At 60.5% G+C, this 25,566-nt stretch carries 18 protein-coding genes; 9 read left to right on the top strand and 9 right to left on the bottom strand.

The window, feature by feature from the left end; translation table 11 throughout:
• Positions 1 to 146: 146 nt before the first annotated feature.
• From NE623_RS02695 to prfB, 3 genes are all read right to left on the bottom strand, one after another.
• Positions 147 to 2,513, bottom strand: a complete 2,367-nt coding sequence (locus NE623_RS02695; RefSeq protein WP_256271793.1) for an HAD-IC family P-type ATPase — start codon at positions 2,511 to 2,513, stop codon at positions 147 to 149.
• 162 nt (positions 2,514 to 2,675) lie between these two features.
• A complete protein-coding gene (locus NE623_RS02700) occupies positions 2,676 to 3,146 on the bottom strand; it encodes a MarR family winged helix-turn-helix transcriptional regulator (RefSeq protein ID WP_256271792.1) in 471 nt (156 codons plus the stop codon).
• 1 nt (position 3,147) lies between these two features.
• Positions 3,148 to 4,269, bottom strand: coding sequence for a peptide chain release factor 2 (prfB, locus tag NE623_RS02705; RefSeq protein WP_256271791.1), 1,122 nt, complete (start codon positions 4,267 to 4,269; stop codon positions 3,148 to 3,150).
• 167 nt (positions 4,270 to 4,436) lie between these two features.
• On the opposite strand from prfB, the gene NE623_RS02710 reads away from it, so the two are divergent.
• The 3 genes from NE623_RS02710 (at position 4,437) to NE623_RS02720 (ending at position 8,377) form a co-directional block, all read left to right on the top strand.
• A complete protein-coding gene (locus tag NE623_RS02710) occupies positions 4,437 to 5,453 on the top strand; it encodes an RING finger protein (protein ID WP_256271790.1) in 1,017 nt (338 codons plus the stop codon).
• Positions 5,454 to 5,510: 57 nt separating this feature from the next.
• On the top strand, positions 5,511 to 6,440 hold the full coding sequence (locus tag NE623_RS02715) for a nucleotidyltransferase family protein (protein ID WP_256271789.1): 930 nt from the start codon (positions 5,511 to 5,513) through the stop codon (positions 6,438 to 6,440).
• Between the two features lie 353 nt (positions 6,441 to 6,793).
• Positions 6,794 to 8,377, top strand: coding sequence for a UDP-glucose--hexose-1-phosphate uridylyltransferase (locus tag NE623_RS02720; RefSeq protein WP_256271788.1), 1,584 nt, complete (start codon positions 6,794 to 6,796; stop codon positions 8,375 to 8,377).
• Between the two features lie 105 nt (positions 8,378 to 8,482).
• Here NE623_RS02720 and NE623_RS02725 read toward each other — a convergent pair whose 3' ends face one another.
• The 3 genes from NE623_RS02725 to NE623_RS02735 are packed head-to-tail and all read right to left on the bottom strand — an operon-like array spanning position 8,483 to position 10,489.
• Positions 8,483 to 9,805, bottom strand: a complete 1,323-nt coding sequence (locus tag NE623_RS02725; RefSeq protein WP_256271787.1) for a DUF4153 domain-containing protein — start codon at positions 9,803 to 9,805, stop codon at positions 8,483 to 8,485.
• Entirely contained in the window at positions 9,802 to 10,017 is a 216-nt protein-coding gene (locus NE623_RS02730) for a helix-turn-helix domain-containing protein (protein WP_256271786.1), read from the bottom strand. Before NE623_RS02730 ends, NE623_RS02725 begins: the two co-directional genes overlap by 4 nt.
• A 13-nt stretch (positions 10,018 to 10,030) precedes the next feature.
• Complete coding sequence (locus NE623_RS02735) at positions 10,031 to 10,489, bottom strand: DUF2975 domain-containing protein (RefSeq protein ID WP_256271785.1); 459 nt, start codon at positions 10,487 to 10,489, stop codon at positions 10,031 to 10,033.
• Positions 10,490 to 10,674: 185 nt separating this feature from the next.
• Here NE623_RS02735 and NE623_RS02740 point away from each other — a divergent pair, with 185 nt between their 5' ends.
• Together NE623_RS02740 and NE623_RS02745 are read left to right on the top strand one after the other, a co-directional pair.
• Positions 10,675 to 12,405 (top strand): SGNH/GDSL hydrolase family protein, encoded by a 1,731-nt coding sequence (locus NE623_RS02740; protein WP_256271784.1) that lies wholly within the window; start codon positions 10,675 to 10,677, stop codon positions 12,403 to 12,405.
• Between the two features lie 32 nt (positions 12,406 to 12,437).
• A complete protein-coding gene (locus tag NE623_RS02745) occupies positions 12,438 to 14,207 on the top strand; it encodes an ABC transporter ATP-binding protein (RefSeq protein ID WP_256271783.1) in 1,770 nt (589 codons plus the stop codon).
• Between the two features lie 146 nt (positions 14,208 to 14,353).
• Here the strand turns inward: NE623_RS02745 and NE623_RS02750 are convergent, their stop codons facing one another.
• The gene (locus tag NE623_RS02750) at positions 14,354 to 15,670 is read right to left on the bottom strand and encodes an oligosaccharide flippase family protein (RefSeq protein ID WP_256271782.1); all 1,317 of its coding nucleotides are present in this window, start codon (positions 15,668 to 15,670) and stop codon (positions 14,354 to 14,356) included.
• 168 nt (positions 15,671 to 15,838) lie between these two features.
• On the opposite strand from NE623_RS02750, the gene NE623_RS02755 reads away from it, so the two are divergent.
• The 4 genes from NE623_RS02755 to NE623_RS02770 all read left to right on the top strand — a co-directional run bounded on the left by NE623_RS02755 (position 15,839) and on the right by NE623_RS02770 (position 23,406).
• Positions 15,839 to 16,663, top strand: a complete 825-nt coding sequence (locus tag NE623_RS02755; RefSeq protein ID WP_256271781.1) for an Mrp/NBP35 family ATP-binding protein — start codon at positions 15,839 to 15,841, stop codon at positions 16,661 to 16,663.
• Positions 16,664 to 16,703: 40 nt separating this feature from the next.
• Positions 16,704 to 17,126, top strand: a complete 423-nt coding sequence (gene mscL, locus NE623_RS02760; RefSeq protein ID WP_256271780.1) for a large conductance mechanosensitive channel protein MscL — start codon at positions 16,704 to 16,706, stop codon at positions 17,124 to 17,126.
• A gap of 241 nt (positions 17,127 to 17,367) precedes the next feature.
• Positions 17,368 to 21,918, top strand: a complete 4,551-nt coding sequence (gene gltB / locus NE623_RS02765; RefSeq protein WP_256271779.1) for a glutamate synthase large subunit — start codon at positions 17,368 to 17,370, stop codon at positions 21,916 to 21,918.
• A gap of 15 nt (positions 21,919 to 21,933) precedes the next feature.
• Positions 21,934 to 23,406, top strand: a complete 1,473-nt coding sequence (locus NE623_RS02770) for a glutamate synthase subunit beta (protein WP_256271778.1) — start codon at positions 21,934 to 21,936, stop codon at positions 23,404 to 23,406.
• 119 nt (positions 23,407 to 23,525) lie between these two features.
• Here the strand turns inward: NE623_RS02770 and NE623_RS02775 are convergent, their stop codons facing one another.
• Positions 23,526 to 24,848 carry an alpha-amylase family glycosyl hydrolase gene (locus tag NE623_RS02775; protein WP_256271777.1) on the bottom strand — a complete coding sequence of 441 codons (1,323 nt, stop codon included), beginning with the start codon at positions 24,846 to 24,848 and terminating at the stop codon, positions 23,526 to 23,528.
• 18 nt (positions 24,849 to 24,866) lie between these two features.
• Complete coding sequence (locus NE623_RS02780) at positions 24,867 to 25,406, bottom strand: hypothetical protein (protein ID WP_256271776.1); 540 nt, start codon at positions 25,404 to 25,406, stop codon at positions 24,867 to 24,869.
• Positions 25,407 to 25,566: the final 160 nt, after the last annotated feature.

Raw genomic sequence — 25,566 nt, forward strand, 5'->3', positions numbered from 1 at the left:
TTTCCCGGCAAATACCGGTTGCGGGAAGGCGGCGGGCGGAGCAAAGCCCCGCCCCTACTGCGTAACCGTTTCCGGGCAGCCTCCATACGGAGCACGCATCCCATTTCACCAAAAAATCCATCCGCATGGTTGTGCGGATGGATTTTTTATGCCTTCTTACGCTTTTTTCTGTTTTTCCAGTCATTCGCCATGCTTTGCAGGCGTTCACCCATAAAGGTGAGCCCGGCCAACGTGGGAGCACTGAGGGCCAGCATAACCACCAGCACCAGCGTGCCGCCCAGATCCAGCTGCACCAGCGGCAGCCAGCGGGCCAGCAGAACAGCCCCGCCGACACCCACCACGGTCATGGTGCCCCAGATGCCCCAGTGCAGCGGCGTGAACGGAATACACACGCCCCACAAAACTTGCAGGCCCACGCACAGAATCACAAAGGTGCAGATGGTTCCCACCATCTCGGAGGGAATGTCAAAGGCATGGCCGAAGCCCTGCACGCAGAACACCAGCAGGAAATCCGTCATCCCGCCGGGCAGCGCGGCGCGCAGCACATTGCGCAGGAAGCGCCCCCGCACCAGCTCATGGTTCGGCTCCAACGCCAGAAAGAACGCCGGTGCACCGATGGTGGCAAACGTCACCAGAGACAGCTGCAGCGGCTGGAACGGATAGGCCAACGGCAGCGCCAGTGCCACAATACTGAGCAGGAAGGAAAAGATATTCTTGACCAGAAACAGCGAGGCCGAGCGCTGAATGTTGTTGATAACCCGCCGCCCCTCGGCCACAACACCGGGCAGTGCGGCAAAGTCGGAATCCAGCAGCACCAGCTGGGCCACCTGACTGGCGGCCTGCGCGCCCGATGCCATTGCAATGCCGCAGTCGGCGTCTTTTAAGGCAAGCACGTCATTGACGCCATCGCCGGTCATGGCCACCGTGTGACCGCGGCGCTGCAGGGCGTGCACAAGCTGGCGTTTCTGCTCCGGCGTCACACGGCCAAAAACCGTGCAGGTCTCTGCCGCCTCGGCCAGCGCCTTCTCACTGCGCAGCGTTGCGGCATCCACCCAGCGTTCCGCCCCGGCAATGCCCGCGTTAGCCGCCACATGGCTGACCGCCTGCGGGTCATCGCCCGAGATAACCTTGACAGCCACCCCCTGCTTGGCGAAATAGCGGAAGGTCTTGGGGGCGTTCTCCCGGATGCGGTTCTGCACCGGCAGCAGCGCCAGAAATTCAAGCTGCGCTGCGTCCAGTGCGGCGGGCGGGTTCGGCAGTGCCGTGTTGTACTGGGCCAGCAGCAGCACGCGGCGGCCCTGTGCCAGCAGCGGAGAAAGCACATCGGCAAATTCCGCCGCCCGGCTTCCGGCCAGCACATCCGGCGCGCCGACCACATAGCACCCATGCGCCCCAAAGTCCTTGGCGCTGTACTTGTACGCCGTGTTGAAGGGGATGCTGCGCACCGCAAGCCACGGCGTGCTCCCCTGCCCGAAGCGCGCTGTCAGGGCGCGGCCCGTGTCGTTGTCGGGCTGCTCCCCCGCGTAAAAAGCCGCCAGAATCTCGCTGACAGGCGCATTTTCCGCCAGCGGCAGCGGGTCATCGGCCTGCATCGTGCTCTCGGTAATCGTGCCGGTCTTGTCCACGCAGAGCACATCCACCCGGGCCAGCGTCTCGATGCAGTTCATATCCCGGGTCAGCACCTTGCGGCGGGCCAGCCGCATCATGCTCACCGCCAGCGCCACGCTGGTCAGCAGATAGAGCCCCTCCGGTATCATACCAATCAGGGCGGCAACCGTGGAATCCACGGTCTCCTTCATCGTGAGCCCCAGCACCCAGTGCTGCTTCCAAATCAACACCGCGCCAATCGGAATCAGCGCCACGCCGATGAATTTTATCAGCTTATCCAAGCTGCGCATCATCTCGCCGCGGGCTACCTTGTGGCCGTTGGCCTGCGCCTCGGCGGTCAGCTTGCTGGCATAGCTCTCGGCTCCCACGTGGGTCAACCGCGCCGTGCAGCGCCCCGCCATCAGGAAGCTGCCCGAGCGCAGCTCTGCGCCGCGCTCCTTCGGCACCGCCCGGGCCTCGCCGGTGATGAGCGATTCATTGGCCTGCGCACTGCCGTCCACCACCACGGCATCCGCCACAATCTGGTCGCCCGCGCCAAATTCCACCACATCATCCTTGACCAAATCATCGGACAGCACGGCGCACCACTTACCGTCCCGCAGGCAGCGCACCTTCCGCGCAGAAACCAGCGTCAGCTTGTCGATGGTCTTTTTGGCGCGCAGCTGCTGCACAATGCCGATGAGGGTGTTCCAGAACACAATCCCCAGAAACCCCATATTGAGCCACGAGTGCACCAGCGCCAGCATGACCGCCAGCACCAGAAACACCAGATTGAAATAGGTACAGATATTGTCCCGCACAATCTCCCCGGTGGTTCTGGTCTGGGATTGAGGCGGCCGGTTTGTCTGGCCCGCCGCACGGCGCGCTTCGACCTCGGCAGCGGTCAGGCCGGTGATGGATGCCATAGAGGAAACTCCTTTCGGGTGGAATTGGGTAAGTTGTAGGGGCAGCCTATCCATACAAACGATTTATCTCTCCGCATTATTGCAAGTATACCCATCAACTATGAACAAAACAAGCGCCCGACTGCTTTTTTGGGCAGTCGGGCGGTTTTGTATGATTCTGTTTTAGTCGCGCTCCAATGGCTCAAAGGCCTCCGCCGGGTCGGCGTCCACGGCCTCCAGATTCCGGGTCAGCCGGTCAAGAACCTTATAAAAGGTAGCCAGCTCGGCGGGGTCTATTCCCTCGTCTGCGCGGCGCGACACATCGGCCACCACGGCCCTTACCCGCACAGCGCGGTCGCGGCCTGCATCGGTCAGCAGGTAGATAGCGTTATACTTGCCGGGCTGGCCCTGCTTTTCCACCAGCTCACAGCGGACCAAATCCGCCAGCACGCGGGAAATCATCGCCGGGTCCAAATCACAGCGGTCGGTCAGCTCCGAGAAGCGGTACCCCTCGGGTGCGGCGGCCAGCGTGCAGAGCACCAGCGTGTGGCCGGCCTTCAGCTCAATGCGGCTCATACCGCTGGCCTTGATGCGCTGAATGACCTTCTGCAGCCGCGCCAGCGAGACAGACAGCCGGATAAAACGGTCCTCCATATCAGACATCCTGCAGCTCGCCGCGGGAGCTTGCTTTCAGGTAGGCGTAGATGAAGCCGTCCAGATCGCCGTCCATAACGGCCTGCACGTTGCCGCTCTCGTAGTTGGTGCGGTGGTCCTTGACCAGCGTGTAGGGCATAAAGACATAGCTGCGAATCTGGTGGCCCCAGGCAATCTCGTTCTGCACGCCCTTGATATCGTCAATCTTGTCCTTGTGCTGCTGCAGGGCAATCTGGTACAGCTTGGCCTTCATCATCTCCATGGCGTACTCACGGTTCTGCAGCTGGCTGCGCTGGGTCTGGCAGCTGGTCACAATGCCGGTGGGCTTGTGAATCAGGCGGACGGCAGAAGAAGTCTTGTTGATGTGCTGGCCACCGGCACCGGAGGAACGGTAGACCTGCATTTCAATATCGGCGGGGTTGATTTCAATGTTGATGTTGTTGTCCAGCTCGGGCATAACCTCCAGGCTGGAGAAGCTGGTCTGGCGGCGGGCGTTGGCGTCAAAGGGGCTGATGCGCACCAGACGGTGGACACCGTGCTCACTCTTGAGCATACCGTAGGCGTTGGGGCCCTTCACCATCATGGAGGCGGACTTGATGCCGGCCTCATCGCCGTCCAGCACGTCCAGCACCTCCACGCTGTAGCCGTGGGCTTCGGCCCAGCGGGTGTACATACGGTAGAGCATCTCGGCCCAGTCCTGCGCCTCGGTGCCGCCGGTGCCTGCGTGGAAGGTCAGGATGGCGTTGTTGTGGTCATACTCGCCGTTCAGCATCGTCATGAGCTGCAGCTCATCGATGGCCTTCTCCACGCCCTCGACAGCCTCCTCACCCTCGGCTGCCAGAGAGGGGTCATTCTCCTCCTCAATCATGAGCAGCAGGGTCTCGGCCTCCTCATACTGGGTGGACAGCTTGCCGAAGCGCTCGAGCTTGTTCTTGACCTCGCCCATCTCGCTGATGATTTTCTGGCTGCGGGCCTGGTCATCGTAGAAGCCGGGCATCGTCATCTGGTGCTCCAGCTCGGCCAGACGCTTCTCGCTGGCTTCGATGGCCAGGGCATCCCGCAGGTCGTCCACGGCGGTTTTCATACCGCCGAGCTTTGCTTTCAGTTCGTCAATGGTAATCATATATTTTTCCCTCGTCACACATAAGTTGGCATAAAACTACATAGTAGCATTATAAGACAATTCCCGGAAGTTGTAAAGAAAAATTTAAAATGTATCGGTTTATTTGCATTTATCCATTTGATGCGGTATAATGGCTTTATGTTACGGAAAGGAAATACCAGTACACAATGACACGTTACACAGGAAACCACTGCCCTGTCTGCGAACAGGCATTTACCGACGAGGATGATATCGTCGTTTGCCCCGACTGCGGCACGCCCTACCACCGGGCCTGCTGGCAGAAGGTTGGGGCCTGTATGCACAAATCCGAGCACGCCGCCGGGTTTGAATGGAAGCCCGAGGTCGGCCCTGAGGCCGAACAGGCCGCCCACGAGGCCACCTGCCCCAACTGCGGCACCCACAACACGCCGGGCGCGGCGCGGTGCAGCCACTGCGGCTGCCCCCTGCCCAAGAGCACCGGCGCTGAGGACGCCAAGGCCGAGGATGAAAAGTCCGTGCCCATCTATGCCCGCGACCCCGCCGTGCACAGCAAGGATCGCACCGAGCCCGGACCACACATAGACGCCTACGGCACAGGGGCAGACGGCGGCATCTACCGCCGCGAAATCGGCCCCGAGGACACCATTGACGGCATCAAGGCCAAGGACTGGGCCGCCTATGTGGGCCGCAGCCCGATGTACTACCTGATGCAGTTCTTCCGCATGAGCCTGACGAAACAGAAGGTGGCGGTCAGTCTGTCCGCCTTCCTCTTTGGCCCGGCGTATCTGCTCTACCGCAAGATGTGGAAGGAGGGCCTGCTGACCGCCGTGCTGACCGTTGTGCTGAGTCTGCCCTCCCTCATCGCCATCGTGGCCACCTTCAACCCTTCCCTGTTCGGTGCCATGCCGCTGGGCTGGGTTCCCGTTGCGGCGGACGTCTGCGCGATTGCCGCATGGATTGTCAAAATCCTGCTGGGGCTGTTCTCGGTCTATCTCTACCGCAACCACGCCAAGAAAAACATTGATAAAATCTGCACCGACTACCCGGAAGGCAACGCCCGCACGGATGCCCTGCTGCAGAAGGGCGGCACCTGCCTGCCCGCCGCACTGCTCTACTACGGCATTATGCTGCTGCTGGCCTCGCTGGTCATCAATCTGGCCGGGCCCAGCTTTGTGCAGTACGCTATGGCAATGACCGGGTACTAAGCGCACCCGGAATAAAAGAGGCTATCACACCGCATGGTGTATATGTAGGAGGAAATTATGAAAACTGCATTGGTTATCATGGCCGCAGGCATCGGCTCCCGCTTCGGCGGCGGCATCAAGCAGCTGGCGGCTGTCGGCCCGAACGGCGAAATCATTATGGATTACTCCATCCACGATGCCATCGAGGCCGGGTTTGACAAGATCGTCTTTATCATCCGCCACGACATTGAGGATGCCTTCAAGGAAGCCATCGGCGACCGCATTGAGAAAATCTGCGCCGAACTGGGCGTTGAGATTGATTACGCCTTCCAGGCGCTGGAGAACGTGCCGGAGGGCTTCGCCGTGCCGGAGGGCCGTTCCAAGCCGTGGGGCACCGGCCAGGCCGTGCTGGCCTGCAAGGGCATCATCAAGGAGCCGTTTGCCGTCATCAACGCCGATGACTACTACGGCAAGGAGGCCTTTGTCCAGCTGCACAGCTTCCTGCAGGGCTACACGCCGGAGAAGCCCGGCGACCTAAGCATGGCCGGCTTTGTGCTGAAGAACACCCTGAGCGATAACGGCGCCGTGACCCGCGGCATCTGCCAGATGAATGACGCCCACTACCTGACCGGCGTGCTGGAGACCAGCGGCATTGAAAAGACCGCTGACGGCGCGGCTGCAGGCGGCAAGGACATCGACATTAACAGTCTGGTTTCGATGAATATGTGGGCGCTGACCCCCGAGTTCGTGGATCTGCTGGACGCCGGCTTTGTGGAGTTCTTTGAGAAGGCCGAGCCCGCCAACCCGCTGAAGGCCGAGTATCTGCTGCCCATCTACATTGATGAGCTGCTCCACGCGGGCAAGGTCAGCGTCAAGGTGCTGCCCACCCATGACAAGTGGTTCGGCGTCACCTACGCCGAGGACAAGCAGACTGTCATTGACAGCTTTGCCAAGCTGGTAGCGGACGGCGTCTACCAGAAGGACCTGTTCAGCGATTTGAAGAAGTAAGATGAAACAAGCGGCCCTGTGTGAGCAATTTCACGCAGGGCCGCTTGCGTTTTTGAGTTGCCCGTAGGGCGGGGCTCTGCTCCGCCCGGGGTGGTTGCCCATCAGCTTCCGCTTGCGGCAAGCGACCGGGCCGGGCGTGCCCGGCCCCTACAGGGCGGTGTTTCCGTCCTCCCCGCTTGACACCGGGCCATTCCTATGCGACAATGACAACAGGGACAAAATTTTCACGCGGGCAAGGGACTCTTTGGTTGAAAATTGCAAAAGACTGGCACACAACGCTATGGAAAGCGGAGGCAAAAGGCGGTATGGTTAATATAACAGAACACAACACACACCGCTACAGGAGGGTACTTATGGCAAAGAATGAACTGGACATTACGACCCTGACGCCGGAGCAGCGCGACGCACGTCTGGCGCTGGACGTGGAGCGCCTGCTGCGCTTTGGCCGCAAACACAAGCTGATTAAGGATTTGGACATTCTGGTGGCACGCAACACCCTGCTGGACACGCTGGCTCTGACCGCCCCCAGCGAGGCCAAGCTGCCGAAGGAGAACCTTGCCTCCCCTGCCGCCCTGCTGGATGAGATGGTGGAGCTGGCCGCCCAGAAGGAGCTGTTTGACGGTGCAGTCAACCAGTACCGCATCAACTTTGAGACCCGCCTGATGGGTGCCCTGATGCCCCGCGAGAGCGAGGTCTGCAAGAAGTTCCAGAAGCTCTACCGCAAGCAGGGTGCCAAGGCTGCCACCGACTGGTTCTATCAGCTCTGCGTGGACGCCAACTACATCCGCACCGCGCAGATTGCCAAGAACATCCAGTGGAACACCGCCACCCCCTATGGCGAGCTGGAAATCACCATCAACCTGACCAAGCCCGAGAAAGACCCCAAGACCATCGCGCTGGAGCGCCTGCAGCCGAAATCCGGCTACCCGGCCTGTATGCTCTGCAAGGAGAACATCGGTTACGCTGGGCGTATCAACTTCCCGGCACGGCAGACCCACCGCATTGTGCCCATCACGCTGGCGGGCGAGCAGTTCTATCTGCAGTACAGCCCCTACGCCTACTTCCATGAGCACTGCATCATGCTGCACGAGCAGCACAAGCCGATGGAGATGAACAAGCAGACGCTGGCCGAGATTTTCGACTTTGTGGCGCAGTTCCCCCATTACACCTGCGGCTCCAACGCCGATTTGCCCATTGTGGGCGGCAGCATCCTGAGCCACAGCCATTTCCAGGGCGGGCAGTATGTGTTCCCGATGCAGAAGGCAAGCGTTGCCGTGCCCATGGCGGATATCCGCTATCCGGGCGTCAAGGCCGGTATTCTGAACTGGCCTGTCTCTGCCGTGCGGCTGGTGGGCCGCAGCAGCCAGCAACTGCAGATTGTGGCCAACAATATTCTGACGGCATGGCGCAGCTACACCGATGAGAGCGTCGGGATTCTGGCCGAGACCGACGGCACGCCCCACAACACCGTGACGCCGATCCTGCACTATGACGAGACCGAGGGCTTCATCCTTGACCTTGCTCTGCGCAACAACCGCACCAGTGAGGAGTTCCCCGACGGCATCTTCCACCCGCACAAGGAATACCACAATATTAAAAAGGAAAACATTGGCCTGATTGAGGTCATGGGTCTGGCCATCCTGCCCGCCCGCCTGAAGGACCAGGGCGCACAGATTGCTGAAATTCTGGCGGGCCAGCGCCCCAACACCAGCCGCCAGCCCGGCGACGCACTGGCCGTGCACGCCGACTGGATTGACGAGCTGATTGCCAAGTACGGCACCGACATGAAGCCGCAGGACGCCAACAAGGCCGTGAAAGCTGAGATTGGCACCGTCTTCAGCCACGTGCTGGAAAACGCCGGTGTGTTCAAGCAGGACGCGCAGGGTCAGGCCGCATTCGTGAGATTTATGCAGAGTGTCGGCTTCAAAAAAGCATAATATAGAGCAGCAGGGGTTCCCGGCAAAACGGGAACCCCTGTTTTATTTGTGTTGTAGGGGCCGGGCATGCCCGGATGAGGGGCGGCCTTGCGTTGGCACCATCCATCACCGGGAAAACGGCTCTCCTTCATACCCACATTCCCACAGCACACCCCAGTCGAGGGTTTCGTCAATTCCGGCCTCATAGCGGGCCAGATTCACGTCGATGACACGCTGTTTTACATTCACGCAGCAGAGCAGTGTAAAGCTGACCGCCGCCGCAAAAATAGCGAGCTTTGCCGCCGGAATCGGCCTGAACACCCGCACCAGCGCCAGCACGCACCAGACCGCCAACACGCCGAGGAACCACCCCGCGATGACTCGCCGGGGCGTCAGGCCGTAGAGGACGACATAGACCGCCAGCTTGCCCGCCGCCAGCGCAGCAAACGCCAGCCCGAAGCCGCAGAACACCGCGGCCAGCGCTTTGGGCAGCGGTGCGCGGCCCAGAAAATGCACACCCGCCAGCACGCCGAAGTTGAGCAGCAGAATTTTTTGCAGCTCCCAGAAGCCGTCCACCGCAAAGGCAGCGGCGTCCGGAGCGCTTAACCCCAGGGGCGCGGCGGCGAACCACTCCCCTGCCTGCACGGCGAAGAACAGCGCGTAAACACCGCAGAGCGCGGCTACCGCTACCGTTGCCGTACTGCGCGGCACAATGCGGGCGTGTTCCAGCGCAGCGGTACATTGGGCCGCCGTTGTGGGCGGTTCGGTTCGGCGCAGTGCGCCGAACACCAGCCCGTACAGCCACGCGCCCACCGGCAGCGACAGTATAATATACATCAGTGTATCGATAAATTTTATATTATTGAGCAGGCTGTTCCACCAGTCGGCCACACTTTGGCCCAGTGCCGCAAAGTTGGTATCGGCGGCGGCCAGCAAGCCCCACGCCGTACCGCAGAGCGCCAGCGTCAGTGCCACCGTAGCCAGCACGCGCAGCGCCTTACGGACTTTGATGCGGCCATGCAGGCCAGTTTTCAGCGCAGAAAACACCGTGCGCACCCGCAGGAAGAAATTGCCGAAGGGCAGCCGAAAAAATCCCGCCACAGCGTCCAGAAAAACCAGACTGCCGCTCTGCCCCTGCGCCAGCATTCCGCACCGTGCCAGCACATACCAGACGGCGAAAATGTGCCACGCCATCCACTGCCACGTGCCCAGCGGATCCGGCTGGTAGCCGAACAGCGAGTACGCCAGTGACAGCGCCAGCCAGCACCCGGCCCAGATCGGGGTTTCCCGGGCGGCGGTGCGGTGGGCCGCCCGAGCGGCGAGGTCGGTATATAGAATAAAGAGAGCGGCGAAAATCGGCATCCCCCAGTCCGAATACCACGGCGGCAGCAGCACCCCGCGGATGTACAGATACGCCAGCGGGTACATCAGAATTGCATACAGCGTCATGGCTTTTCCTCCGGCACGTATTCCAGAATATCTGCAGGCTGGCAGTCCAGCGCCTTACACAGAGCCTCCAAGGTAGAGAACCGCACTGCCTTGGCCTTGTTGTTCTTTAAGATGGAAAGATTTGCCGGGGTAATGCCGATTTCCTCCGCCAGCTCCCCCGCGCCCTTGTGGCGGCGGGCCATCATCACATCCAGATTGACCACGATGGGCATTTTTCTGCCTCCCTTACACGGTGTAGTCCAGCTCGTCCTTCATGCGGACGGCCTGCGCAAAGGCGTTTTTCAACACCCGGACAATGAGCGCCATAAACCCGGCCGCCACCGCCAGAAAGGCAAACGGCAGATAGATGAACACACCCGCTGGCAGGCAGATGAACGCCGCGCCCACACAGCACCAGCTGATGCTCCGCAGGGCCGCAACGTTCCGGGCTACAAAGATTTCCCCCTGCTCAATGCGGCGCAGGAACCGATACAGCGTGCAAAGCATAACCAGCGCCAGCACCGCGCAGAGGTACCCCATGCCCAGCAGCACCGGCCCACTGGCGGCGGGCAGAGTGTGGGCGGTTACCATCCAGCGCACCAGCCGCGGCCCGCACACTGTCATAATAATACTGCCCGCAATGGCCAGCGCCACCACAATGCGGGTCAGCGTGATGCTTTTGCGGTCATCCCAGAGATTCTTCATAACGGCCTCCCTTTGCGGCAGCTCTGCCGCTTTGTGTTGGTTGCAGTATACCACAAGCCATATCGTTTTGCAAGTATTTTTTATCGTTTTTCGATAAAATTGTAAATCCTGCAGGATTCGTTTGCACGGCAGGGCAAAATGGTGTATGATAGGCTTATCGTATTCTATGAAAAGTGGTGTAACGCATGAATCTGCCCTTTTTCCGCGCACGGCGGCAGGCTGCTTTGCTGGCTGCAGTGCTCATGCTCGGCCTGACCGGCTGTAAAAACAAAACGGACGAGCTGCCCGCCTCTGCCACCGCCGAAACCGCCTCGATCACCGCCACGCCGCAGCCCACGGCGGCCACCACCGCCCAGCCTACTGCGGCGGAGGTCGGCACGGTGCTGCCCCAGACGGAGGATGCCGGGCGCAGCTACACGGATGAAACCCTGTTCATCGGCGACTCCAACACGGTGCGCTATACAATGTACGCCGATGAAACCGACACCCCCTTTACCGCCATCGGCAACAGCATCGGCGTTGTCAGCATGGGCGCGGGAGCCATCACCACGCTGAAATGCGAAAAATTCAAGGGTTCCTCCACCATGTACACCGTGCCGGAGGCCGTGGCCATGCTCAAGCCGCGCCGTATCATCATCTGCTACGGCACCAACAACCTCGGCGGCTCGTCCACGGATGCCACCAACTACATAACCACCTATCTGCAGGGGCTCAAAGCGATTGAAGCCGCGTGGCCCTACTGCGATATCATCGTCAGCGCCATTCCGCCGCTGGACAAGCAGCGGGAAAACACCAACCTGACCATGACACAGGTGGACGCCTACAACGCCGCACTGGTGCAGATGTGCGAGGAAAACGGCTACAAGTTCCTGAACAGCGCCGAGGTTCTGCGCGATAACACCACCGGCTGGGCCAAGGCCGATTACACCCTTTCCGACGGCGTGCACCTGTCCAAAACCGCCGTCACAGCGTATTTTACCTATGTGCGCACCCACGCCTATATCACCGAGGACCGCCGCCCCCAGCCGCTGGGCACCCTGCCCCAGCCGGACGGCGTGCCCGCCAACCTCATCACCAAGGACCCGATTGCCGTGCGCGGTGCAAAGGTCCCGCTGGAATTTGTGACCGAGAAGGGCGGCAAGTTGTCCGGCACAACCAGCCAGCTGGTCAAGAAGGGCGGCACAGCCAGCGCCGTGACCGCCGTCCCCGACGAAGGCTTTGTCTTTGACGGCTGGACCATCAGCTCGGGCGGCACCTTCAATGATGCCACCATCACCTTCACCATGCCGCAGAACGCCGACGCAGGCGGCGTAGTGCTGACGGCACATTTCAAGGTCGGCAAGCATGACCACGATTACGTGGAGATAGAAGACGCCCGGACCGACCCCACCTGCCTGAAGGACGGCGTTGCAAAGTACGAGTGCAAGATTTGCGGCGACATCCTTGAGAAAGATATTCCCGCGCTGGGCCATGACTGGGACGAGGGCCGGCGCGAGGGCAATGAAATCATCTACACCTGCAAACGCGAGGGCTGCAATGAGATAAAAAAGGAGGAAATTCAAGCCACACCCACACCGTCCCCGACACCATCGCCTGTGCCCGAAACATCTACGCCTGTGCCTCCTACAGCCACGCCTACTGCTGCCCCCACGCAGGAACCCTCCCCCACACCGCACGAACACAACTTCAAGCTTATCGAAGATACCTCCACCTGTGTGCAGGAAGGCGAAAAGACCTACCAATGCAGCGGCTGCGGCGAAACCAAAACCGAGTACTGCGCCGCCCATCACCGTTGGGTTGAAACCGGCCATGAGGACGCAACAGCCGACACACCCGCCAGAATTATCTACACCTGCTCTCTGTGCGAGGAAACAAAATACGTAGATCCGTCCGCACAGCAGACCCCCAGCGAATAACCCTGCACACATAAAAGAAAAAGAGGTACCCAATGTCTGACTTCCCTGCCCAGCGCCCTAAAAACAGCGCTTTGATACGCCGTTTTCTGCCCTATATGGTCAAATACCGCGCCGTGCTGGCGTTTGATTTGTTCTGCGCCGCGCTGACGACTCTCTGCGATATTGCACTGCCTAAAATTATGAGCACCCTCACCAACACCGTCACAGCGGCCGCGCTGACCGTGGACACCGTGCTGAAGTTGGCGGCGCTCTACTTTGTACTGCGCGTCATTGACAGCGCGGCCAGCTACTTTATGTCCGGCACCGGGCATATCATGGGCGTGCATATCGAGACCGATATGCGCCGCGACGCCTTTGACCATCTGCTGCGGCTTGACCACACTTATTATAACAATACAAAGGTCGGCCAGATTATGGGCCGCATCACCAATGACCTGTTTGATGTGACCGAGTTTGCCCACCACTGCCCGGAAGAGTTCTTCATCGCGGGCATAAAAATCGCTGCATCGTTTGTAATTCTCTGTCAGGCCAATGTGCCGCTGACGGTGATCGTCTTTGCCTGCGTGCCGCTGATGGGGGTTGTCTCGGTCAGGCTGAACCATCGCCTGCGCGAGCGCTTCCGCCAGCAGCGGTTCCAGATTGGCGAGCTGAACGCTTCGATTGAGGACAGCCTGCTGGGCCAGCGCGTAGTCAAGGCCTTCGCCGCCGAAGATTTGGAGCGTGCCAAATTTGAAAAGGGCAACCGCGACTTTGAGGAAATCAAGACCCTTGGCTACCATGCCATGGCCGCGTTCAACACCTCCACCCGCCTTTTTGACGGACTGATGTACTTTGTTGTCATTCTGGCGGGCGGTCTTTCGCTGGTATACGGAGCTATCAGCGCGGGCGATCTGGTGGCGTATGTGCTCTACGTCTCCACGCTGATTGCCACCATCCGCCGCATTGTCGAATTTGCCGAGCAGTTCCAGCGCGGTATGACCGGCATTGAGCGCTTTGCCGAAATTATGGACACGCCCATTGCCATTGCCGATGTGCCCGATGCCAGGCCGCTGGCCGTCACCGAGGGCGCCATTGACTTTGAGGACGTCAGCTTTGAATACCCCGATGACCACAACAAGGTGCTGCGCCACGTCGATCTGCACATCCGCCCCGGCGAGAATGTGGCACTGGTGGGGCCGTCCGGCGGCGGCAAGACCACGCTGTGCAACCTGATCCCCCGCTTTTATGATGTGACCGGCGGCAGGATCCTGATTGACGGGCAGGATGTGCGCGGCGTGACGCTGCACAGCCTGCGGGAGGCCATCGGCGTGGTGCAGCAGGATGTCTACCTGTTCAGCGGCACAGTGGCCGAGAACATTGCCTACGGCCGCCCCGGTGCCACCCGCGCCGAGATTGAGGAGGCCGCCCGGCTGGCCGGGGCCGACGCCTTTGTCCGTGCGCTGAAGGACGGCTATGACACCTACGTGGGCGAGCGCGGCGTCAAGCTCTCCGGCGGGCAGAAGCAGCGGATTGCGATTGCACGCGTATTTTTGAAGAACCCGCGCCTTCTGCTGCTGGACGAGGCCACCAGCGCCCTTGACAACGAGAGCGAGATTCTGGTTGGCCAGAGCCTTGACAAGCTGGCGAAGGGCCGCACCACCCTGACGATTGCCCACCGCCTGACCACCATCAAGAACGCCGACCGCATTCTGGTGCTTGGCCGCGACGGCATTGAGGAGGAGGGCAGCCACGAGGAGCTGCTGGCAAAGCAGGGCGTGTATTACCGCCTGTGGAATGGCCTGGTCAGCGGGGAGACCCTGTGACATAAGCCACCCACCAGCCTTGCGGGGCGTTGGGGACGCCATGCCTTCTCCCGCGGGAGAAGGTGGCGCGCAGCGCCGGATGAGGGCCGGCCTTGCCGGGTATGCCGTTTTCCTTTTTCCCATATATCACCCTTCCAAGCAGCCGTTCAGGCTGCTTTTTTGTTCAGCGTTTTCAGCATCCGGCACAGATTCAGCCCGAAGGTCAGTAGGTTGGAGGCAATCATCACGCCCAGAAAGCCCGCCATACCGTACCGGGGCAGCAGCAGCCAGATGGCCGTAATGCGCAGGGCGGAGTCCAGCAGCGAATAGCGGAAGCTCGCCAGCTGCTCCCCCAGCCCCTTCAGCACACCGTCCACCATGCTTTCCAGATACATAAACGGTGCCACAAAGCCCAGCACCTGCACATACCGGCCCACATCGGCATCCTGATAGAGGTACTGCGCCAGCGGGCGGCCCAGCAGCACAAAGCCCGCCCCGGCCAGCAGCGAAAACCCGCCGGTCAGGCGCAGCATCGTATAGACAAGGCGGCGGGTGGCAGCGGTGTCCCCCTTGGTGTGGGTGCGGGTGATTTCCGGCATCAGCAGGCCGGACAGCGCCCCCAGCACCGAAAACGGAAAGAACAGCAACGGCAGCGCCATCCCCTTCAGCGCGCCGTACTGGGCCACGGCCTCGGCACGACTGCCGGTGTACAGCGCCAGCGTGTAGGGTATCAGACTGCTCTCTGCCGCCTGTAAGGCACTGGCCAGCAGGCGGCTGCCCTCCACCGGCCAGAGGATTTCGTTCAGTTCCTTTTGGGTGTAGGGGTGCAGCGCCCCGCCGGGGCGCGGGGCAAATTCCGGCGTGCGGGCGGCAAAGGCCAGCATAATCCCGCAGGAGACCGCCTCGCTGACGGTATTGCCGAGCAGCACCGCGGCGCAGCCATACCCGGCACCCCACCCGGCCAGTGCCCGCAGCCCGGCCACGGCCACCGCCATCCGCACCAGCTGTTCAATCAGCTGCGCGGTAATGTTGGGCTGCACCCGCCGCGCCGCCAGAAAGCACCCCCGCACCGCCCCCGACACCGCCATAAACGGCAGACTGGGTGCCAGAATCAGCAGCGCGGTCTCGGCACGGGCGTCATGCAGCAAAAGCCGCGCACACGGCCCGGCCAGCACGCTCTGGGCCAGCATGGCCGCCGCGCCGAAGCACAGCGCCGTAAACACAAGCCCGCGCAGCGTTTCGGCCATACCGTTGCCGCGGGCAAGGCTCTGGGCGGCCAAGCGCGCCGAGGCCACATTGACGCCCGCCGTGGCAAAGGAGACAAACACCATATACAGCGCCAGAATCAGCTGGTACAGCCCCATCCCCTCGCTGCCCAGCGCCGCCGCCAGCACCACCCGGAAGCCCATACCCAGCACACGCAGTACCAGCCCCGCCCCGGTAAGCAGCGCCGCGTTGTGCACATACGTTCTGCGTTGGCTCATACGCCGCCCCCTTCCCCTGCTGATGGATATGCCCGCCGCGCTGCCGGTATGCTGCAGGCAGGCATAATTCTGCACCAATGTACGCTTTCCTGCCCCAGTGTCTTGCATTATGCCGCGATTTTTGGTAAACTGGAAAAAGAGCGATTTTTTTAAAGGAGCATAGTTACCATGAGTGAAGCCTGTACCCATGATTGCAGCAGCTGCCATTCCAACTGCGATCACCGTGCGCCGCAGCATGAGCCGCCGCACGCAAGAAGCCGTATCCAAAAGGTCATCGGCGTTGTTTCCGGCAAGGGCGGCGTTGGCAAAAGTATGACCAGCGCCATGCTGGCCGTCTCGATGCGCCGCCTTGGCTTTAAGGCCGGCGTGCTGGACGCCGACATCACCGGCCCTTCCATCCCCCGCCTGTTCGGCGTGAAGGGTCCCGCCACCGGTGACGGCGAGAGCATCAACCCGGTCACCAGCCGCACCGGCATTGAGATTATGAGCATCAACCTGCTGCTCGAGGACCCCGAGGCCCCTGTGGTCTGGCGCGGCCCCGTCATTGCGGGCGCTGTCAAGCAGTTCTGGCAGGAGGTTGTGTGGGATGTTGATTTCCTGTTTGTCGATATGCCTCCGGGAACCGGCGATGTGCCGCTGACCGTGTTCCAGACCCTGCCGGTGGACGGCATTGTCATTGTGTCCAGCCCGCAGGAGCTTGTCGGTATGATTGTCGGCAAGGCCGTGCAGATGGCCCAGATGATGCACGTGCCCATTCTGGGTCTGGTCGAGAATATGAGCTATGTCCAGTGCCCTGACTGCGGCAAGCACATCAACGTCTTTGGCGACAGCCACGTGGACGAGATTGCCGCCAAGTACCAGCTGCCTGTGCTGGCCAAGATGCCCATTGACCCCGAGCTGGCCAAGGAGGCCGACGCCGGTATGATTGAGGTCTTTGCCGGAGAGTATCTGGACAACGCCGCCCAGACTGTGGCTAAGCTGCTGAAGAAGTAAGGCGTACACAGCGTCTTTATTTTTTGAGGAGGTGCTACTTATGAAAAAGTTCTTTGAGGAATTCAAGGCGTTTGCCCTAAAGGGCAACATGATGGATATGGCCATCGGTGTCATCATCGGCGGCGCATTCTCCACGCTGGTCACATCCCTGACCGATAACCTCATCAGCCCCATTCTGGGCATCCTGGGCAAGGTCAACTTTGACGCCATGATGTGGGATGTTTTCGGCGATGGCAAGCTGGTTTTCAAGTACGGTGCCTTTATCACGGCGGTCATCAACTTCCTGATTATGGCCTTTGTGCTGTTCTGCATCGTCAAGGCCATGAACAAGCTGATGGAGGTGGGCAAGCATGAAAAGCCTGCCGAGGAGGCGCCTGCCGCCCCTGCCGCCCCCACGCAGGAGGAGCTGCTGGCGGAGATTCTGGTGGAGTTGAAAAAGCAGAACGAGGAAAAGACAGCTTAATTTTATTAAGTTTTCGCCTTTCGGATTTAATTTTCAGAGCTTTTTTGCTTAATTTCCGTAAAATCTTTTGCTTCAGCATTGTAAAGCGGCTGCATCTATGCTATGATGCAAGCAAGAACAAAGACGTTCCCACAAGGGGCCTGTGTGCCCTTAGGGAACGTCTTTTTTGTTTACCCTGTTCCGTGCAGAAAATGTGCGATACTGCGCGGAAAGGCAGGAGTGGGAAAGGAGCAAACGAGGTATGGAAAATTTTACCGAGCGCAAGTCCCCCGCCGGGCTGTACAGCCCGCAGTTTGAGCATGACAACTGCGGCATCGGTGCGGTGGTGGACATCAAAGGACGCAAGAGCCACAAGACCATCGACGACGCTTTGCAGATTGTCGAGCATCTGGAGCACCGCGCCGGCAAGGATGCGGAGGGCAAGACCGGTGATGGTGTCGGCATCCTGACGCAGATCAGCGACAAATTCTTCCAGAAGGTGGCCGCTGAGCTGGGGCTGACCTTGGGCGCAGAGCGCGAATACGGCATTGGTATGTTCTTTTTCCCGCAGGATGAGCTCAAGCGCAACCAGGCCAAAAAGCTGTTTGAGATCGTCTGCAAAAAGGAGGGCTTGCCCTTCTTAGGCTGGCGCGAGGTTCCCACCTGCCCCGAGGTGCTGGGCCACAAGGCCATTGCCTGTATGCCCAGCATCTGGCAGGGCTTTGTGGGCAAACCCCAGCGCATGGCGCCCGGCATTGCCTTTGACCGCCGCCTCTACGTGGTGCGCCGCGTGTTTGAGCAGTCCAGCCCAGACACCTACGTCTGCAGCCTGTCCAGCCGCACCATCGTTTATAAAGGTATGTTCCTAGTCAAGGAGTTGCGTCTCTTCTACCCCGATTTGCAGGACGCCGACTATGAATCCGCCATCGGCATGGTGCACAGCCGTTTCTCCACCAACACGGCCCCCAGCTGGAACCGCGCCCACCCCAACCGCTTCATTTTGCACAACGGCGAAATCAACACCATCCGCGGCAACGTGGATACCATGCTGGCCCGCGAGGAGACCATCGGCTCCAGCTATTTAAAGGACGATATGACGAAAGTTCTGCCCATCGTCAATCAGGGCGGCTCGGACTCCGCCCAGCTGGACAACACGCTGGAATTTATGGTTATGAACGGCATGGAGCTGCCGCTGGCCGTTATGGTCACGATTCCCGAGCCGTGGGACAACAACAAGTCGATGGACCCCAAAAAGCGGGATTTCTACCAGTATTACGCCACAATGCTAGAGCCGTGGGACGGCCCCGCCAGCATCCTGTTCAGTGACGGCGATGTGATGGGCGCGGTGCTGGATCGCAATGGTCTGCGCCCCAGCCGCTACTACATCACCAAGGACGGCCGCCTGATTCTTTCCAGTGAGGTCGGCGTGCTGGATATTCCCGCCGAGGATGTCGTCCGCAAGGACCGCCTGCGCCCCGGCAAGATGCTGCTGGTGGACACGGTCAAGGGTGAGCTGGTCGACGATGAAAAGCTCAAGGCCGACTACGCCAGCCGCCAGCCCTACGGCGAGTGGCTGGACCGCAATCTGGTGGCGCTTTCCAGCCTGAAGGTGCCCAACAAGAAAATTCCCAGCTACACAAAGCAGCAGCTTGTCCAGCTGCAGAAGGCCTTCGGCTACCGGTACGAGGATGTCTCCACGATTATCCTGCCGATGGCCAAGAACGGCGGCGAGCCCGCCGGTGCGATGGGGGCCGACACCCCGCTGGCCGTGCTGAGCCACACCCGCCCCTCCTTGAGCGAGTATTTCAAGCAGATGTTTGCGCAGGTCACGAACCCGCCGATTGACGCCCTGCGCGAGAAGATTGTCACCTCTACCACCGTCTATGTCGGCGCACAGGGCAACTTGCTGGAGGAGGGCGCCGACAACTGCAAGGTGCTGAAGATTGACAACCCGATTCTGACCGAGACCGATTTGCTGAAAATCAAGGCGATGGATGTGCCCGGCTTCAAGGTGGTCACGCTTTCCATCTGCTATTACAAAAACACCGATCTGGAGAAGGCCATCGACCGCCTGTTTGTCGATGTCGACCGCGCCTACCGCGATGGTGCCAACATCCTGATTCTCTCCGACCGTGACATTGACGAGTACCACGTGGCCATCCCCAGCCTGCTGGCCGTGGGCGCAGTCAGCAAGTATCTGGTCCGCACCCGCAAGCGCACCGCTATGGCGCTGATTCTTGAAAGTGGCGAGCCGCGTCTCGTGCACGACTTCGCCACTCTGCTGGGCTATGGCGCGGCAGCTATCAACCCGTACCTCGCACAGGAGACCATCGGGGAGCTTATCTCGGACGGTTTGCTGGATAAGGATTACTATGCCGCCGTGCAGGACTACAACAAGGCCGTGCTGGCGGGCATTGTGAAGATTGCCTCCAAGATGGGCATTTCCACGATTCAGTCCTACGCGGGCAGCCAGATTTTTGAGGCGCTGGGCATCAGCAAGGAGGTTGTGGACAAATACTTCACGAACACCGTGTCCCGCGTGGGCGGCATCACGATTCAGGATATCCAGAAGGATCTGGAGGCCCGCCATCAGGAGGCCTTTGACCCGCTGGGTCTGGACATCAACCGGGAGCTGCCCAGCCTGGGCGCGCACAAGTTCCGCGGCGGCCCCGCAGCCGAACAGCACCTCTATAACCCGCAGACAATTCATCTGCTGCAGCAGGCCTGCTGGACCGGCAATTACGATACCTTCAAGCAGTACACCGCCGCAGCCGCCAACGAAAACGGCGATGCCATGCATCTGCGCAGCCTGCTGGACTTCAACTACCCCGCCGAGGGCGTGCCGCTGGACGAGGTCGAGAGCGTAGACTCCATCGTGAAGCGGTTCAAGACCGCTGCCATGAGCTACGGTGCCCTGTCTGAGGAAGCTCACGAGTGCATGGCCATTGCGATGAACCGGCTGGGCGGCAAGTCCAACACTGGCGAGGGCGGCGAGGCCGAGGACCGCTTCGGCACCGAGCGCAACTCCGCCATCAAGCAGGTGGCATCCGCCCGCTTCGGCGTGACCAGCAAGTATCTGGTTTCCGCCAGCGAGATTCAGATTAAAATGGCGCAGGGTGCCAAGCCCGGCGAGGGCGGTCAGCTGCCCGGCGGCAAGGTGTATCCGTGGGTTGCCAAGACCCGCAACTCCACCACCGGCGTGGGCCTTATCTCTCCCCCGCCCCACCACGATATCTACTCCATCGAGGATCTGGCCCAGCTGATTTACGACCTGAAGTGCGCCAACCGCAAGGCCGCTATCAATGTCAAGCTCGTCAGCGAGGCCGGTGTCGGCACGATTGCCGCCGGTGTGGCCAAGGCCGGCGCGGAGGTCATCCTGATTTCCGGCTTTGACGGCGGCACGGGCGCTGCGCCTCGCAACTCCATCCACAACGCAGGCCTGCCGTGGGAGCTGGGCATTGCCGAGGCACACCAGTGCCTGATTATGAACGGCCTGCGCAGCCGCGTGCGCATTGAGGCCGACAGCAAGCTGATGAGTGGCCGCGACGTGGCCATTGCCGCCCTGCTGGGTGCTGAAGAATTCGGCTTCGGCACCGGGCCACTGGTGGCAATGGGCTGCGTGATGATGCGCGTCTGCAATCTGGACACCTGCCCGATGGGTATCTGCACCCAGAACCCTGAGCTGCGCAAGCGGTTCAAGGGCAAGCCGGAGTACATCATCAACTTTATGCGCTTTATGGCGCAGGAGCTGCGGGAGTATATGGCCCGTCTGGGCGTGCGCACCGTGGAGGAGCTGGTGGGCCGCACCGACCTGCTGAAGGTCAAGGCCGCGCCCGCAGGCTCCCGCGCCAGCGAGATGGACCTCTCCGCCCTGCTGCAGAACCCGCTGGTGGAAAACTCCAACGTGCACTTCAACCCGAAGGACGTCTACAACTTCCAGCTGGAAAAGACCCCCGATATGCGCGTGCTGATGAAGAAGTTCAAAAAGAGCTTTGATATGGCCGAGCCAAAGCCTGCCACCGTCACGCTGGATGTGGGCAACACTGACCGCGCCTTCGGCACGATTTTCGGCAGTGAAATCACCGCCAAGTTCGGCAACACCCTGCCGGAGGACACCTTCCACGTAATCTGCCACGGCTACGGCGGGCAGAGCTTCGGCGCGTTCATCCCGCAGGGGCTGACGCTGGAGCTGGTGGGCGATGCCAATGACTATCTGGGCAAGGGCCTTTCGGGCGGCAAGCTCATCGTCTACCCGCCGAAGGAGGCCGCTTTTGACCGCAGCGAGAATATCGTCATCGGCAACGTGGCACTGTACGGTGCCACCGGCGGCAAGGCATTCATCAACGGCGTTGCGGGCGAGCGTTTCTGCGTGCGCAACTCTGGCGGCGTGGCCGTTGTGGAGGGCGTTGGCGACCACGGCTGTGAGTATATGACCGGCGGCACGGTGGTTGTACTTGGCAAGAGCGGCAAAAACTTTGCGGCCGGTATGAGCGGCGGCATTGCCTATGTTCTGGACGAGGACTGGGACTTCTACCAGCGCGTCAACAAGGATATGGTCAGTCTGGAGCCGGTGGAGCACAAGTACGATGTATCGCTGCTGAAGGACCTTATCCGTGAGCACGTGGAGCTGACCGGCTCGCCCCGCGGCAAGGAAATTCTGGATAATTTCAGCGAGTATCTGCCCAAGTTCAAGAAGGTTCTGCCTCATGACTATGACAAGATGCTGCGACTGATTGCCCAGATGGAAGAAAAGGGCGAGGACAGCGAGCAGGCGCAGATGGAAGCATTCTATGCCATGAAAAACGCAAAGTAAGGGAGGCAGAGTACAATGGGCAAACCGACAGGATTTATCGAGCTTGCGCGGCAGACCAGCATGGAGCTGCCGCCCGAGGAGCGTATTCAGAATTTCAACGAGTTTCATATTCCGCTACAGACGGACGAGCAGCAGGCCCAGGGCGCACGCTGCATGGACTGCGGCGTCCCCTTCTGCCAGAGTGGCGTCCAGCTGGGCGGTATGTTCAGCGGCTGCCCGCTGAATAACCTGATTCCGGAATGGAATGACCTAGTCTATCAGGGCAAGTGGGATTTGGCCGTGCGTCGGCTGATTGCCACCAACCGTTACCCGGAATTTACCAGCCGGGTCTGCCCCGCCCTGTGCGAGGCCGCCTGCACCTGCGGCAACGTCACCGGCGAGCCGGTGACCGTCAAGGAGAACGAGCGTGCCATCGTGGAATACGGCTACGAAAGCGGTGCCATCCACGCCGTGCCGCCGCCCGCCCGCACCGGCAAAACGGTAGCGGTTATCGGCGCGGGGCCCGCGGGGCTTTCGGTGGCCGACCTTCTGAACAAGCGCGGCCACCGCGTGACGATCTACGAGCGTGCCGACCGCGCAGGCGGCCTGCTGATGTACGGCATCCCCAATATGAAGCTGGAAAAGTGGGTCATTGACCGCCGGGTGAAGATTCTGCAGGACGAGGGCATTGAATTTGTCTTTAACGCCGACGTCGGCAGCACGGTCAGCGCCGAGGAGCTGAAGGCCCGCTATGATGCCGTAGTGCTCTGCTGCGGTGCCAAACAGGCCCGCGACATCACCGCCCCCGGGCGCGACGCACAGGGTATCTATTTTGCCGTGGATTACCTGACCAGCGTGACCCGCAGCCTGCTGGACTCCCACTTTGCGGACGGCAAGGCTGTCTCCGCCGCAGGCAAACGGGTGCTGGTCATCGGCGGCGGCGATACCGGCAATGACTGCGTGGGCACAGCCATCCGCCAGGGCTGCGAGAGTGTACTGCAGCTGGAAATGATGCCCTGCCCGCCCAAAACCCGCGCTCCCGGCAATGACTGGCCGGAGTGGCCCCGCGTGCTGAAAACAGACTACGGCCAGCAGGAGGCCATTGCCAGGTTCGGCAGCGACCCCCGTGTCTACCAGACTACCGTGAAGGAGTTCTACAAGAACGAGGCCGGTCAGGTCTGCGGTGCGCTGATTGCCAAGCTCAAGAGCGAGGTTGTGGACGGACGCCGCCAGATGGTCCCCACCGGCGAGGAATTTACCATGGACTGCGACCTTGTGCTGATTGCGGCAGGCTTCACTGGCTGTGAGCGCTATGTGGCGGACGCTTTCGGCGTTGAGCTGACAAAGCGCGGCACCGTGGCAGACGTAAAATACACCACCGCCGACCCGAAGGTGTTTGCCTGCGGCGATATGCGCCGCGGCCAGAGCCTTGTGGTCTGGGCCCTGCGCGAGGGCCGCGACACCGCCGCCGTGGTGGATGAAAAGCTGATGGGCTACACGAACCTGTAACCCCCATAAAAAACACAACCCGCAGGAGTGCTGCTTTTGAACAGCCCCCTGCGGGTTTTTTCGTGATTCAAAATATGTGACACCGTAGGGGCGGGCATTGTCCGCCCGCAAATTACAGCTTATCGCTCACATTTCCAGAAATGGCAGCTGTACGGCTCCAGCGTGCTGCCGCCGCCGAAATCGTGCGGCGCGCCGGTAATCATATCCACAGCCTGCCCGCAGCCCGCGTCAAAGTGCGCGTCATAGGGGTTGCCATCCGCGTTGATGGCCACCAGAACGCGCTCGCCGTCGGCATAGCGCTCAAAAATCAGCTGGCGGGGCTGTACCAGTACATTGCGGTAGCTGCCCCAGCACAGCGCTTTGCTGGCCGTGCGGGCGTGTGCCAGCGCGGTTATCCAGGCGGTCAGCTCGTTCTCGGCGGGCTTTTCCACGGCAGGGCGCAGTGTCGGGTCGCCGTTTTTCTTGTCGCCCTCCATCCCCCACTCGCTGCCGTAGTAGACGGACGGCACGCCGGGCATACCGAACAGCAGACCATAAATCGGCTTCAGGCAGTTTTTGTCGGTCAAAATCGTGGCAATACGCGTTACATCGTGATTATCCACAAAGCTCAGCAGATGCTTTCCGGTGTACAGGCACCACGGCTCCGACCCGAACTGCCGGTTCAGACTGTAGCTGATTTCATGCATATTGCCGGTGTTGAAGCTGGAATACAGCCCTTTGTAGCACTCGTAATTCGTCACGCTGTGGCAGGCGTGGTCATTCATCCAGCGGTTATAGTCGCCGTGCAGTGTCTCACCCACCAGCGCAAATTCCGGCTTGATGGTATTGGCAAGGCCGCGCAGCTCCGCCAAAAAGCCCAGATCCAGGCAGTAGGCCACGTCCAGACGCAGACCGTCAACGCCATAATCGCGCACCCAGCCGCGCACCACGTCAAACAGGTAATTCTTGACCGCCGGGTTCTGCAGATTGAGCTTTACCAGCTCATTGCAGCCCTCCCAGCCCTCATACCAGAAGCCGTCATTATAGTTGGTGTTGCCGTCAAAGCTGATATGGAACCAGTCTTTGTAGGGGCTGTCCCACCGCTTTTCCTGCACATCGCGGAACGCCCAGAAGCCGCGGCCCACATGGTTGAAAACGCCGTCAAACAGAATCTTTATGCCCGCCGCGTGCAGCGCCGCGCAGACCTGCTTCAGGTCATCGTTCGTGCCAAGGCGGCTGTCCACCTTGTTGTAATCGCGGGTGTCATAGCCGTGGGCGTCGCTCTCAAACAGCGGGTTGAACAGCACACAGGTTGCGCCCAGCTTCTTGATATGCTCCACCCAGTCCAGCACGCGCAGGATACGGTGCTCGTCCGCCTGCGCCTGGTCGCCGCTGTTCTGCAGCGGCGCGCCGCAGAGTCCCAGCGGATAAATCTGATACACAACCGCTTCCTCATACCACATATTGTTTTCCTCCTCGAATCAGAATTTTTTCTTCAGTCTTGGCTTCAGTGCCAGATGGTAATACCTCGTCAGCGCCGCCAGTGCACGGTCACACAGCCAGAAACACAGGTTGCCTGCAGCCAGCAGAGCTACCAGCATTGCGGTTCCATCGGCCAGAAGCTCATCCAGCACGGTGGGACCGAGCAGGGCAAACAACAGCAGATAGACCACCACCGTGGCGGCATTGAAAATCGCGAATTTGAGTATCCACCGCAGCACCTTGCTTTTTATGCGGTTCAGCCGCACGCGCAGCACCGGGTAATACCCCATAACCAGCACATAAAAGAGTGCCAGCTCGGTTTCCGGCACAAACAGCACCGCCAGAATCGACACACAGACGTAGAGGGTCAGTGCGTACCGCGGGCCGTATTCCTCCAGCACCGGGATGCTCAGGAATGCCGCCAGCATCGGCGCGGCGTAGGTGCCAATCTGCAGCGCGCAGCCCACCAGCAAAAGCACCACCGACAGCGCCCCCAGCATCCCGCACAGCGCAATTTTCTGGCTTTCTGTCTTGCGCATCCGTCCGCCCTCCTCTCAATTCTTGTACATTATACCCTATTTTGTTTCACATTGCAAGAAAAACGCTGGGTGTTTTGCACAAATCCACATCCACGCGCCGTTATTTTTTGCACAGAAAAGCCGGGCTCCACTCCAATGGCAGGCCCGGCTGATATTATGT

It is taken from the genome of Gemmiger formicilis (assembly GCF_024462815.1).
GTDB lineage: Bacteria > Bacillota > Clostridia > Oscillospirales > Ruminococcaceae > Gemmiger.